At 69.2% G+C, this 12,962-nt stretch carries 9 protein-coding genes; 2 read left to right on the top strand and 7 right to left on the bottom strand.

Going from position 1 to position 12,962, the window contains the following annotated elements:
* Positions 1-51: 51 nt before the first annotated feature.
* The 7 genes from ABD658_RS07670 to ABD658_RS07640 form a co-directional block, all read right to left on the bottom strand.
* Positions 52-1,425, bottom strand: coding sequence for a hypothetical protein (locus tag ABD658_RS07670; protein ID WP_344682420.1), 1,374 nt, complete (start codon positions 1,423-1,425; stop codon positions 52-54).
* A 41-nt stretch (positions 1,426-1,466) separates the two neighbouring features.
* Positions 1,467-4,145 (bottom strand): phosphoenolpyruvate carboxylase, encoded by a 2,679-nt coding sequence (locus ABD658_RS07665; protein WP_344682422.1) that lies wholly within the window; start codon positions 4,143-4,145, stop codon positions 1,467-1,469.
* A gap of 391 nt (positions 4,146-4,536) precedes the next feature.
* Complete coding sequence (gene dnaG / locus ABD658_RS07660; RefSeq protein ID WP_344682424.1) at positions 4,537-6,696, bottom strand: DNA primase; 2,160 nt, start codon at positions 6,694-6,696, stop codon at positions 4,537-4,539.
* Positions 6,697-6,769: 73 nt separating this feature from the next.
* Entirely contained in the window at positions 6,770-8,383 is a 1,614-nt protein-coding gene (locus ABD658_RS07655; RefSeq protein WP_344682426.1) for an AMP-binding protein, read from the bottom strand.
* Positions 8,380-8,706 carry a PhlB family protein gene (locus ABD658_RS07650; RefSeq protein WP_344682428.1) on the bottom strand — a complete coding sequence of 109 codons (327 nt, stop codon included), beginning with the start codon at positions 8,704-8,706 and terminating at the stop codon, positions 8,380-8,382. Before ABD658_RS07650 ends, ABD658_RS07655 begins: the two co-directional genes overlap by 4 nt.
* Positions 8,703-9,857: a thiolase family protein gene (locus ABD658_RS07645; RefSeq protein WP_344682430.1), complete on the bottom strand. Its 1,155-nt coding sequence runs from the start codon at positions 9,855-9,857 to the stop codon at positions 8,703-8,705. Before ABD658_RS07645 ends, ABD658_RS07650 begins: the two co-directional genes overlap by 4 nt.
* A 145-nt stretch (positions 9,858-10,002) precedes the next feature.
* Positions 10,003-11,019 (bottom strand): LysR family transcriptional regulator, encoded by a 1,017-nt coding sequence (locus ABD658_RS07640; RefSeq protein ID WP_344682432.1) that lies wholly within the window; start codon positions 11,017-11,019, stop codon positions 10,003-10,005.
* A 269-nt stretch (positions 11,020-11,288) separates the two neighbouring features.
* On the opposite strand from ABD658_RS07640, the gene dctP reads away from it, so the two are divergent.
* Both dctP and ABD658_RS07630 read left to right on the top strand, forming a co-directional pair.
* Positions 11,289-12,386: a TRAP transporter substrate-binding protein DctP gene (dctP, locus tag ABD658_RS07635; RefSeq protein ID WP_344682434.1), complete on the top strand. Its 1,098-nt coding sequence runs from the start codon at positions 11,289-11,291 to the stop codon at positions 12,384-12,386.
* Positions 12,379-12,957 carry a TRAP transporter small permease gene (locus ABD658_RS07630; protein WP_344682436.1) on the top strand — a complete coding sequence of 193 codons (579 nt, stop codon included), beginning with the start codon at positions 12,379-12,381 and terminating at the stop codon, positions 12,955-12,957. The genes dctP and ABD658_RS07630 overlap by 8 nt, the downstream gene beginning before the upstream one ends.
* Positions 12,958-12,962: the final 5 nt, after the last annotated feature.

The following is a 12,962-nucleotide window of genomic DNA, read 5'->3' as shown; positions in this document are numbered from 1 at the left end:
CGACGTCGGCCCATCGGCGCCTTCGCAGCGGGTCCCATCCCCCAGGTGCCCTCAGTCTCGCGCCGTCAGCAGAACCTCCTCCTCGGACAGGAGCTGCACTGTGCCGATCACCTCGTCCCGGCTGATCTGGAACACCTCCGCCTCACCGTCCAGGCGCAGCAGGATCTCTTCGCCGGCCGGTGGGACCTCCCCCACCACATCCGCCGTCAAGGCCCCGCGCCGCGGGTTGTCCGCCTCCAGTTCGAGAGGCACGCTGTGTTCCTCGCCGTCGATGGTGAGGATCAGGTCCACGTCCACCGCGGCGGCTTCGAACTCGCGCGGTGCGAGGAACGTGCCCTGGGGATACATGCCGAGCCTCATGTCGAGAGTCAACCACGCGTGCTCGGGCGCCCAACCCTGCAGGCCGGCCTCGGTGATCGTGAGGTCCAGCGTCAACCGTTCCTGGACCCCGTCCAGGTCCTGCTCCCCCTCGAGGAGACCGGGCGCCCAGATGATGGACTGGCGCGGATGCACCGGGTCGAGGCTGTACCAGCCCGCGGCCGGATCGTCCGCGGGCACCTGGCGCTGCCCGGTGCGGGCGTCCAGGTGCTGCTCGTGCCCATCGAACTCGAGCACCAGATGCGCCGGGGCGTCCTCCGGGACGGAGAGGAGCAGGCTCTTCCCCTCGATCTGCGCACCGTCCAAGGTGAGCACCTCAGTACGCTCACCGTCGCCCTCAGCCCACAGGACCCCGGGCTCCTCCGGATCCTCGTCCTCCGGGGCCGCCCAGTCCTGGACGAAGAGCTGCACCAGGAGCAGCTCCTCCCCCTCGGCGGGGAAGTAGGCGACGGCGCGGTCGTCGTCGGTCTCGGTTCCCATCGACTGCGCAGAGACGGCGGTCGGGCCCCAGACCCCCTCGACCAGCACCCGGGTGCCGGGCACGAAGAGCGTCCCGTCCTGGCCGGGACGCACCGGCTCGGCAGCCCGAAAGGGAGCCTCGGTCAGCTGGACCAGGCCGGGCTGGAGACGGCGGTACAGGGCATCTCCCGGATCGGCTGGGTCGATCGAGACGCCCTCCACCCTGATCTCGCCTTCGTCGATGTACTCGACGTCGAGGAGTGAACCGGCCATAGGCTCCGCGATGGGAAGGTCCTCGAAGGAACACGTGAACACCGAGGTGACGTCCACGGAGGCGTTCCCGCAGTCCACCTCACCCTCGATGAACTCCTCATCGGCGAGCACCGCGGCGATGTCGGTGCCGTCGGAGATCCCACAGCCGCTCAGCACCAGCACCGCCCCGGCGCCCAGGGCCGATGCCCTGAGCGTCGCCGCCCTCACCCGTCCCATGCTGCCCCCTCCGCTCCGACGACGGTCCAGGCCGGAGTCGTCGACGACACGAGTCTGCCACAGGGGGTTCGCGCGCTGCTCCCCTCGACGGCGGCTCACGGGGCAGCTCGACGCGGTGAAGGCCGGACGGACCCGGCGGATCAGCCGGTGTTCTGCAGGCCGGCGGCCACACCCTTGAGCGTGATGAGCAGAAGGTTCCGGGGGTCATCGACGTCGGCGCCGTCGTGGTCCTGGGTGCGCAGCGCCTGCAGCGCGCGCAGCTGCAGCAGGGAGAGCGCATCCACATACGGGTTCCGCAGCTCCACGGCACGCCCGAGCACGCGGTGGTCCTCCAGCAGGCGGGACTGGTCGGTGATGGCCAGCACCCACTTGGTGGTCAGATCCAGCTCCTCGAGGACGAGCTCCGCGAGATCCTGACGGTCGCCGAGCCGCAGGTACCGCTCAGCGATGCGTCGGTCCGTCTTGGCGAGCGACATCTCGATGTTGTCGATCAGCGCCCGGAACAGCGGCCAGTCGGCATAGGCGGAGCGCAGCTGCTCCAGGTCGCCCACCGCCTCCAGGGCCGAGCCCAGCCCGTACCAGCCGGTGAGGTTGATGCGCGCCTGCGCCCAGGCGAAGTTCCACGGGATGGCCCGCAGGTCCTCCAGAGACTCCACCGAGAGCCCCCGCTTGGCCGGACGCGAGCCGATGGCCAGCAGGCCGACCTCGTCCTGCGGGGTGACCTGCGCGAACCACGGGGCGAAGCCCTCGGCGTCGACCAGGCCGTGGAAGCGTTCCCGGGAGACGGCGTCCATCTGCTCCGCCAACGAGGAGAAGCGGCGAGCGGCCTCTGCATTGCGGCGCTCCGTGGAGGGAGCGGAGGCCATCAGCGTGGCGGCGGCGACCTGCTCGATGTGGCGCAGCGCGATCTCCGGGTTGCCGTAGCGGGCGGAGATCACCTCGCCCTGCTCGGTGACCTTGAAGCGCAGGTCCACCGAATGCGGCGGCTGGGCGAGGATCGCACGATTGGCAGGGCCACCGCCGCGGCCCAGCGCCCCACCGCGGCCGTGGAACTGGGTCAGCGTGATGCCGTTCTCCACCGCCCAGGCCGCGATCTTCTCCTGCGCCTCGTACAGCGCCAGGGTGGCCGCGACCGGCCCCACGTCCTTGGCGGAGTCGGAATAGCCGAGCATGACCTCCAGGCGACGCCCGGTCTGCTCCAGGCGGCGCTGCACGGCCGGGTTCTGCAGCATCTCCTGAAGGATCCTCGGCGCGTTCTGCAGGTCCTCGTAGGTCTCGAACAGCGGGATGACGTCCAGCACCGGTGCGTGCTCCGCTCCACCCAGGGCATTCTCCGCCAAGGTGTACACGTCGGCGAGGTTCTGCGCGGACTGGGTGAAGGAGACGATGTACCGGCGGCAGGCGTCGACGCCGAAGCGCTGCTGCACCGAGGCGATCGCCCGGAAGGTCTCGATGACCTCCTCCCCGGGCACCGCCGTCTTCTCGATTCCCTCCGGGTCCTGAAGCCAGGCCAGCGTCTGCGAATGCACCTTGGAGTGCTGGCGCACCTCCAGCTCGGCCAGGTGGAAGCCGAAGGTCTCCACCTGCCAGATCAGCTCCTGCAGATCGCCGTAGGCCGCACGCTTGGCCCCACCGGCTGCCAGCGAATCCTGCACGACCTTCAGGTCAGCGACCAGCTCCTGCGGCGACTCATAGGACAGGTCGGCGTCGCGGGCTCGGGTGGCGGCCAACCGCCCGGCGACCGCGAGCAGCACCTGACGGTGCGGCTCTCGCGGGGAGTGCTGGACGGCCTGGTCGGTGAGCTCCTCGGAGAGCTGCCGCTGGCGACCCCAGAGGGCGGTCAGACCGTCGCTGGGCGGGGTGTAGCGGTCGTCGAGGGTCAGGGCGAGCCCGACGGTGCGGGCCCGGGACTCCAGGTCGCCCAGGACACGGTCGGCGGCCTGGGCGACGGCGGCGCGGGTGATCGAGGCGGTCACATTGGGGTTGCCGTCCCGATCCCCGCCGATCCAGGAGCCCAGGCGGATGAACGCAGGAGCCTTCGGCGCCTCCGTGCCGCCGGCCTCACCCTGCAGCCAGTCGTCCATCCGGCGGTAGGCCTGGGTGAATACCTTCGAGAACGAGGTGTCGAAGACGGACAGGGCGGTGCGGACTTCGTCCAGCGGAGACGGGCTGGAGACCCGCAGCTGGGCGGTGCGCCACATGTTGTCGATCTCCTCGAGCAGCTCGCGGCGGTTCTGGGCCAGAGCGCCGGTGCCCATGCGGGGGTCGTCCCGGTCGTCCAGCAGCTGGCCGACGCGGCGCACGGAGGCGGCGATGGCATTGCGCCGCGCCTCCGTGGGGTGCGCGGTCAGCACCGGGTGGAAGCGCAGCTCCTTCAGGCGCCGCTCCGCCTCCTCCTGGCCGACCTCGTCCCGGAGGTGGGCGAAGGCCGCGGCGACGGAGTCCGCCGGCTGCTGGTCCTGCAGGGGGATCTCACCGTCGCGAGCACGCAGCGTGCGGATCCGGTGCTGCTCCTCGGCGAGGTTCGCCAGCAGGAAGTAGCAGGTGAAGGCCCGGGCGACCTCCTTGGCGCGGTCCGCGGAGAAGGACGCCACGAGTTCCTCGGCCTGGGCGAGGATGTCGCCGTCGGGGTCCTCCAGGGCGGCGATGGTCAGCTCGCGCAGCGCCTCGACGTCCTCCAGAAGTCCTGCGGAGCCGTACTCGGTGAGGACCTGCCCCAGCAGCTCGCCGAGCAGGCCGACGTCCCGGCGCATGGCCTCGGGGATCTCATGCGTGGCGGCGATGCGGGCGTGCGCAGGCGCGATGGACTGATGGGGCATGCGAATCTCCTCTGTCTGGCCGCGGAGAGGCTCCGCGAGGGGTACATGGTGGAGGTCCGCGCGACCCCGTCGTCACGCAGAAACGTCCTCCACGTTACCAAGAGGGCATCAGTCGGTGAGAGGTGGAGCACGCAATGGGTCACATGCCGAGACGGCCACGCGGCCGTGCGCCGGCGTTCGGGTGCCCGACCGCCGCACCCCTGTGGCGACCGGGCACCCGTGGGGAAGACGCTGACACCACCGCAGCGGGCGCCGCGCCTGAGCCGAGACGTCGGCTCGCTGTCCGCTCTGCCTCGGACGGCATCGACTCTGCCAGAGATCCCTCACATCTCACTCACATCGGCGCCCACTGGAAACAGGGAGACGCGGGGCCCGGCCCTCCGGGCGCGGCTCAGTCCTCAGCGCGCAATGCACGACGGCGCCGCTCCAGTTCCATGACCTCACGGTTCAGCCGCTGGTACTCCTCCGGAGCGTCCGTGGGGTCCATCCGCTGGAGCCGGCCCAACAGATCGGCCTTCTGATGGGTGATCTGCAGCTCCACCAAGCGGTTGAGGATCGACTGGCAATAGACCTCCACATCATCTTCGGTGCGAGCAGGCAGCTGAGCCACAGCCAGCTCCCCCACCAGCGAGCGCAGCGGCTGCGGCACCTCGTCGCTGACCGCGCTGATCCAGTTGCGAGGGTCGGTGGCGGAGGCGGCCGCACTGCGGATCCCCGCATGGACCGCCGCGTGCGCCGGAGCGGTGAAACGGACCGTGAAGATCTCCTCCCACTGCTCTGCGGTCAGACGCGTGGGGTGCTGCAGGATCACTTCAAGAGCCTGCCGCTCCATCATCACCGCAGGGTCTCGGGTGTCCGGGCGGGGGAAGAGCTGGCCCTGCTGCTCAGGACCCTGTCCGGCCACGGCACCGCCGTGGCCCTCAGCACCGAAGGCATCGGGCGGGGAGCCATCCACGTAGGCGTCCTCAGGCACATCCCACGAGGTGTCGGGGCCGCCTTCGGGGGGCCCCTGCCGTCGCGACTCCGTGCGATGTGACTCGTCCTGCCGCGCTCCCGACCGACCCGATTGGTGCCGACCCGATTGGTGCCGGCCCGATTCGTGCCGACCCGGTTCCGGCCGGCGCGCATCCGGCCGACGCGCATCCGGCCGACGCGGTCGCTCGCCCCTGCCGTCGTCGGGCCTCGGCTGCCGACGCCGAGGTCCTCCGCTCATCTGGGGCGCCTGGCCGTGGGAACGGCTCACCGCCCGGGTGACCTCGTCCATATCCATGCCGAGCCAACCCGCCAGCTCGCGGGTGTAGGCGGGACGCAGGGCCGAGTCCTTGATGCTCGCCACCACGGGGGCCGCGTAGCGCAGTGCCCCCACCCGCCCCTCCACCGTGGAGAGGTCGTAGTCCTTCATGCCCGCGCGTATGGCGAACTCGAAGAGCGGACGGCGGGAGCGGATGAGCTCCTCCACCGCGTCGTCGCCGCGGTGCTGGCGCACGTCGCAGGGGTCCATGCCCTCCGGCCCGACGGCGATGAACGTGCGCGCCAGAAACATATGGTCCTCTTTGAAGGCCTTCAGCGCCGCCGCCTGGCCGGCCTCGTCGCCGTCGAAGGTGAAGATGACCTCTCCCCCGCCGCCGTCGTCGGAGAGCAGCCGCCGGGAGATCTTCACGTGCCCCTCACCGAAGGCGGTGCCACAGGTGGCCACCGCGGTGTCCACTCCGGCCACATGGCAGGCCATGACATCCGTATAGCCCTCCACGACGACCAGCTCGCGCTTCTTGGCGATGTTCCGCTTGGCCATCTCGATGCCGTAGAGCACCTGGGACTTCTTGTAGATCTGGGTCTCCGGGGAGTTCAGGTACTTGGGTCCCTTGTCGTCGTCGAAGAGCCGACGCCCGCCGAAGCCCACGGTGTTGCCGGTCATGTCCCGGATCGGCCAGATCAGCCGGCCCCGGAAACGGTCGTAGAGGCCCCGGTTCCCCTCAGAGAACAGGCCGGTGAGGCGCAGCTCCTCGTCATCGCGGAAGCCCTTGGAGCGCAGATGCTTCAGCAGCGCGTCCCAGCTCTTCGGGGCGAAGCCCACGCTGAACTGTTCCGCGTGCTCCCGGGTGAAGCCACGCCCGGTGAGGAAGTCACGCCCGATCTGCGCCTCCGGGCTCTGCAGCTGGGCCTGGAAGAACTCGTCGGCGATCTTGTGGGCGTCCAGCAGCCGCTGCCGACGGCCGATCTCCTGCTTGGTGGGGCCCGTCCCGCCGTCCTCATAGCGCAGCGTGATGCCGGCCTTATGGGCGAGCCGCTCCACCGTCTCCTGGAAGGAGGTGTGCTCCATGGCCATCAGGAAGGCGATGACGTCGCCGGACTCCCCGCAGCCGAAGCAGTGATAGGTGCCCACGTGCGGACGGATGTGGAAGCTCGGCGTGCGCTCGTCGTGGAACGGACACAGGCCCTTCCAGGAGCCGATGCCGGCACCCTTGAGGGTCACGTACTGCTCGACGACCTCGCGCAGGTCGACACGCTCGCGCACGGCGTCGATGTCTTCACGCTTGATCAGTCCGGCCACAGGTCAACTCTAGCCACTCGGCGCAAATCTGCGGTCAGGTTCTCCACAGGTCCCCGGCGCAGACTGTGGCTCTTCAGACGCGCTGCCCCTCCCGCTGGCGGTCCCACCGCTTCAGATCCCCGGCCGCTGCCCGCAGGACCGCCTTGCTGACCTTCCCGTTGGCGGTGCGCGGCAGCTCATCCTCGAGGGTGAGGTAGCGCGGCACCGCGAAGTACGGCAACCGCGGCTCCAGGAAGGTGATCAGCTCGGCAGGCTCGACGGCGGCCCCCGGACGCACCTCGATCGACAGCTGGACCTCCTCCTCGCCGAGCTCGGAGGCGACGGCGTAGGCGGCGGCGTCGACGACGTCGTCGTGGGCCCGCGCGGCCTCCTCCACCTCCAGGGAGGAGATGTTCTCTCCGCGACGCCGGATGATGTCCTTGATCCGGTCCACGAAGCGGAACCACCCGTCAGATTCCCGGACGACGCGGTCACCGGTGTGGAACCACAGGTCATCCCAAGCTCCGACCGTCTCCTCCGGCATGTTGAAGTACCCCCGCGCGAAGGCCGCCGGCTGGGCGCTGCGCAGCAGCAGCTCGCCGGCCTGCCCATCGGGCAGAGCGGAGCCGTGTTCATCGGCCACGCGGGCCTCGAAGCCCTCCAGCTGGACCCCCATATAGCCGGGGCGCGGCTCATCTCGGGGCACCCCTATGACGAAGTTCGTCTCCGTGGAGCCGAAACCGTCCAACAGGGTGACGCCGAACCGATCACGGAACTCCTCGACCATGCGAGCCGGCGTCGCCGGGGACAGCGCGGCCCGGACCCGGTGCGCGGGGTCGAACTCCTCCTGGGACCGGTTGAGCAGGATGCCCACCATAGCGCCCAGCAGGTAGGTGAACGTCGCCCCGGTCTGGGCCGCCTGCGACCAGAACGTCGAGGCGGAGAACCTCTCGGCGACGGCGAAGGTCGCCCCCGAGACGACCGCCTGCATGAAGGCGTTCAGCGCGTTGGTGTGGAACAGCGGAAGAGTGGTGAACAGAACATCGTCGGCGGTGAAGCCCATATGCTCCGCCATGTTGCGGCCCCACCAGTAGAACTGCGCATGCGGGCAGAGCACACCCTTGGCAGGTCCCGTGGTCCCGGAGGTGTAGAGGATCGCGGCGATGCCCCCGGGGCCGACGTCAGCGGGCTCGACGCCGGGCCCATCGACGGTCGGCATCGGTCCCACGCTCAGGCCCGGGACCGCGTCCGCGACATCGCCGTGCCCACCGTCGGCGGTCGATGTGGGGTTCGGGAGCATCCACACGGTGGTGAGCTCGGCATAGTCGTCAAGGGCGGTGAGCGACTGCAGTCCCGCAGCGTCGACGCAGATCAGCTGGGCTCCGGAGTTGGTCAGGGCATGGCGCAGCTGTGCCGGTGTCAGCGCGGTGTTCAGCGGGACAGCGACGGCGCCCATCCACGCTGCGGCTAGGATCACGTCAAGCATCGGCAGGGAGTTGACGCTGAGCAGCGCCACCCGGTCGCCTCGCGAGACCCCCTGCCGTTGCAGGATCCCGGCTGTCCGGGAGACGGCGTCGATCTGCTCGCGAGCCCCACGGCTGTGGGCGCCGCACCGCACGAGCGGGGACTCGGGAGCCTCCTCGGCGCGCCGCAGCAGCATGGCAGGAATGGTGCATTCCTGCAGGGACCTGTCCAATCGGGGAATCATGGGTGTTGTTCACTCTCCTGAGCTGGTGTGTGCTGCGCACCGGGGACGAACAGCAGCGAGCCGCTGCCTGAGGTTTCTGAGGAGGCGGCGAGCCGCAGTTCCTCGCCCACGGTCGGCATGACCGGGCATGAGGCGACGAGACGGACGCCGTCGACGTCCACGTCCACCACCGCGACGCCTACCGACGTGGGCGTGGCACCCAGGACGCGGCCTCTGGTGGCAGGGACGGGCTCGAAGCCCTCCCCGCCGCAGCGGCGACAGGCCAGTCGAACTGGGAAACAGCGAAATCCGCAGTCCTGACAGCGGAAGAGGTGGATGGTCATGCGGCCTCCAGCACGGTCATGCCGGCGCAGGCGCCGTAGCGGTAGAGGACCATGCCGTAGCCGGTGACCGCAGCGCGGGAGGCACCGGTGATCTGACGCCCCGGCGCGCGGCCGCTCAGCTGACGGACCGCCTCCACCACGCCATGCATACCGGCCCCGGCACCGGCCTGGCCCGCGGAGAGCTGTCCTCCCGAGGTGTTGACCGGCGTCCGGCCGGTGGCGACCTCCTCACGGATGAACCGGGATACGTCGCCTTCGGCACAGAGCCCGATGTCCAGGAACTGGGCGATGTTCATCGCGGGATAGTCGTCGTAGACGTGGACCACGTCGAGGTCCTCCGGACCGAACCCCGCACGCTTCCAGGCCCGCGGGGCGACGCCGCGCAGACCGGTGGTCAGACCGTCGGTGTCCTGGTCATCGACGTTGTAGGTGATCTCGGCCGCCAGAATGCGCACCCGCGCCCGTCCGCTCCCGCCGGAGGGAGAGGCGCGGTCCGCCGCCTGCACCACGACGGCGTCGGCCCCGGTGACCGGAGGGACGCAGTCATACCGTCCGAGCGGCGGAGCCACCACCGGAGCCTCCAGGTATTGCGCCATCGTCATCGGCTCGCGGTACACGGCACCGGGGTTGCCGCTCGCCCACCGGCGTTGGGAGAGGACCAGATGTCCGTAGTCCTCCCGGGCCAGCCCCAGCGCCGACATCTGGCGCTGGGTCAGCAGGGCGAACAGCGCATTCGGCCCGCTCATCGGCAAGGGAGCCAGGTGCTCCGCGGTGGCTGAGTTGTAGCGGCTGACCAGGTGTTCGAAGTCTGACATGTCCATGCGGTCGCCCGCGATCAGCAGGATGTTCTCCGCACGGCCCGCCTCGACGGCGTCGACGGCGGCCTGGAGCATGGAGACCCCGCTGGCTCCGCCGTTCGTGTCCTGGTGCAGCCAGCCGAGCTCGCCGAGCCCCATGCGCCAAGCCAGGTCCACGGCATGGTCGGGCTCCAGGGTGAAGCTGGACACTCCGAGTCCGTCGATGTCGCTCCAGGCGATCCCTGACTCGTCCACTGCCTGCCGGGCGGCACGGAACAGCACACGGGCTGTCGTGGTCCCGTCCTGGGGGTGGCGGGTGTAGGGCGCCTCCCCCGCTCCGATGATGTCGGCCATGGACATCATCCTGGGCCGGAGACGCCACGCGAGACCAATGCCGGAACATCCCGTGACTTGCCGAAATCGGCATACCCCGCGCGCTCGGATCGGCGCCGCTCGCCCGCAGGGGGCCGGACGGCTCAGATCTCCTGGTTCGAGAGTGTCAGCGGAGGGTGCGCGAAGATGGGCCGCCGTCGGCGTCCTCGACGAAGTCGTGGGCGAGACTCAGCGAGTCGGCGACCTGCTGGGGTGAGGGGACCGTCCCTCTGGCGGCGTCGAGCACACTGGCGATGAGCTGGGTCCGCGCGTTGTCCGAGACGGACCCTGCTTTGATGGTGACGCCGATCTCTGCGGGGACGGCGTCGAGGCTCGGCGCCAGCGGGGCCAGCATGTCCTCCTCGTCCACCAGGGACTGCGGCAGGGCCGCGATGGCATCGGTCTGCTCCAGGATCGGCTTCGTCGCGGTGAAGGTGGAGCTCTCGATGAGGTTGCGCGGCTGGTCCAGGCCGTGGATGCGGAACAGTCCGTCCAGCTCGCCGCGGAAGACCGACGAGTGGCCCGGCAGGACCCAGGGGTAGGACATGAGGTCCGGCACGGTGACGGTGACGCCGACGCCGGGGTGGCCGTTCCTCACGGCGAGCACCAGGGGGTCATCGAGGAGCCGGAGGTACCGGTGCTCGTCTGCACGTTCGGTCGGCAGCCTGCCGATGATCATGTCGATCTCTCCGCGGTTCAGCATTCCGGTGAGGGCATGCTGATACTCCTCGAGCAGCGAGACGGTCACATGGGGGAACCCCTGCTTGAAGAGCAGGATCGCCTCGGGCAGCAGCCGATGCACGGTGGCCAGGTTGACTCCGACGCGGACGTGTCCGGAGGTGCGCCCCAGCGCATAGTCCTCCAATCGGGCACCCGCATGGCGCATGGTGTTGAGCACGGCATGGGCGTGGTCGATGAAGATCCCGCCCTGCGGCGTGGGGATCACTCCGCGGGCGCCGCGTTCGAAGAGCGGCGCCCCTATTGCGGCTTCGATCTCCTGGAGCCCCCGGCTGACATGCGGTTGGGTCACGTTCAGGGCGTGGGCGGCTCCCACCAGGCTGCCCTGCTCCGCGATCGCCGCCACGAGAGTCAGGTGCTTGAGCCGGACGCGACCGTCGAGCAGCCGTTCCGCAGTGCTGGCCATCGAGTCCTCCCGGTTCGCGGTACGTCCTTCAGCATAGCCTCAGGCGCGCCACGCGTTCGTGTCAGAAGGCCCCTGCCAGACAGCCCCTGCCAGACAGCCCTGACCCACGTACCGACGGCGCTCGTGTCGCTGCCTCTGCGTGTCGAGGTATGCGTTCGAAGCAAGTGGACGCAGAAAACCACATACCTCCTGCACTGCCCTTTCCGCGATGCTGTCAGGAACATCACGCAGACAGGATCATCACCTCTCAGAAACGGCTCTGATGACGCATGAGATTATCTCGCAGAACGTTCATGGCCGGCGGGTTCGCCGCTGCGACCACCCCGCTCGCAGCCTGCGGCTCCCCGGGACGCCTCGGGGCTTCACCCCCTCTCGGCACCGACGTCGTGCTCGAATTCGCCTCCGGGATGGCTCGCAGCCATACGAACAACGTCGGCGTGTGGAAGTTCATCGAGCGGCTGGAGCACAACGCGCCCTGGATCCACGTCCATTTCCGCGGAGGGCCCGACATCGTCTCTCCCACATTGCTGATCGAGGCAGTGGAATCCGGCATCTTTGACATGGCGCAGCTTCCGGCCGATTACTACGTGGAGCAGATCCCTGGCATGGAGATGGCTCGCTTCACTCCCTACACCCCCATGGACGAGCGCGAGACTGGCCTGGCCGAGCTCTGGGACCAGCTCCACCATGAGGCCCTCGGTCTCACGTATCTGGGCCGGTCGATCGCGGGAATGCCCCAGGTGTTCCTGCTCATGCATCCGCTGACTGGCCTCGACATGTCTGGGTGGTCCATTCGGTCCAGCGCAGCGACCTCCCCGCTGATCTCACAGCTGGGCGGAACGCCCGTGTCTCTGCCGCTCAGCGAGACGTTCACGGCCTTGGAGCGGGGAGTCGTCCAGGGCAGCAACATGGCCTCGATCGGCCCCACCAGCGTCGGCATCGACGACGTCGTCAACTATGCCCTCAGCCCTCGCTTCTACGACTCCATCGGAAACTTCGTCGTCTCTCCGCACACATGGGCTCGACTGGACGCACGCACGCGGAGCGTCCTGCGGGACACAGCGGCCGAGATCGAACCGGAGATCTTCGACTTCCACGTCACGGAGTCCCTCGAGGAGACCCTCATCTGGCAGGAGAAAGGCATGCAGCACCACACGCTCGACGAGGCAGACGCCGAAGAGTTCCTCCATCTCGCCTACCACCGCATCTGGGACAGCCTGCCGTGGCAACGCATGGAGCGACAGACCCCGACGGCCGCGCGCATCCGGGACCAGATCCGTGACGGGTGGGATGAGCACGACCTGAGCCGATGCGTTCCCGGTGGGGCGTTCATCGGCATCGAGGAAGGACCGATCAGTGATGAGTGATGTGCAGACTCACGAGGACCTCGCCCGCGACATGTCCACGACGTCGGAGGATCACCAGGCAGATCGCGAGCTGGCCCAGACGGTATGGACCCCGGCCCGCTGGCTGTTCCACCTCGCCGCGGGCACGGTCCTGCTCCTCACCCTCTTCGTCTCCGGCACCGTCATCCTCCGCGCCGCCGGCATCGGTGTCCCCGGGTCGGTGGAGCTTGCCGCCGCCAGCATGGTCCTGCTGACCGTGCTGGCACTCCCCGCCGTCACAGCGCTGGACCGCAATTTCCGCATGGATCTGATCGACCTGATCGCACCTGCGCGCGCACTGCGGATCCTTGATCGCATCGCCCTCGGCGTCCAGGCCGTCGTGGCCGTCTTTCTCGCCGGGACCGCTGTCCTCCTCGCCGTCAAAGATCTCACGACGGGAATCACCATGCTCGGAGAACTTGCGTGGCCCCGTTGGATCCTGACGGCACCGGTCGCCATGGGACTCCTGACGCTCGCCTACGTCCTCGCGGTGCGCCTGAGCTGTCGCCCGCGCAACTCTGCGTCCTGCGCCGACGAGACCAGGGACCGGTGAGGGTC

The sequence above is a fragment of the Nesterenkonia aethiopica genome (assembly GCF_039534665.1).
In the GTDB taxonomy this organism is placed as follows: domain Bacteria; phylum Actinomycetota; class Actinomycetes; order Actinomycetales; family Micrococcaceae; genus Nesterenkonia; species Nesterenkonia aethiopica.
This window is presented reverse-complemented; position numbering and strand designations above follow the sequence as displayed.

Coding starts and splice junctions, on each gene's coding strand:
- ABD658_RS07665 (WP_344682422.1), bottom strand. CDS start 4,145: ATGCCCCATCAGTCCATCGCGCCTGCGCACGCCCGCATCGCCGCCACG.
- ABD658_RS07655 (WP_344682426.1), bottom strand. CDS start 8,383: ATGATTCCCCGATTGGACAGGTCCCTGCAGGAATGCACCATTCCTGCC.
- ABD658_RS07650 (WP_344682428.1), bottom strand. CDS start 8,706: ATGACCATCCACCTCTTCCGCTGTCAGGACTGCGGATTTCGCTGTTTC.
- ABD658_RS07645 (WP_344682430.1), bottom strand. CDS start 9,857: ATGGCCGACATCATCGGAGCGGGGGAGGCGCCCTACACCCGCCACCCC.
- ABD658_RS07640 (WP_344682432.1), bottom strand. CDS start 11,019: ATGGCCAGCACTGCGGAACGGCTGCTCGACGGTCGCGTCCGGCTCAAG.
- dctP (WP_344682434.1), top strand. CDS start 11,289: ATGAGATTATCTCGCAGAACGTTCATGGCCGGCGGGTTCGCCGCTGCG.
- ABD658_RS07630 (WP_344682436.1), top strand. CDS start 12,379: ATGAGTGATGTGCAGACTCACGAGGACCTCGCCCGCGACATGTCCACG.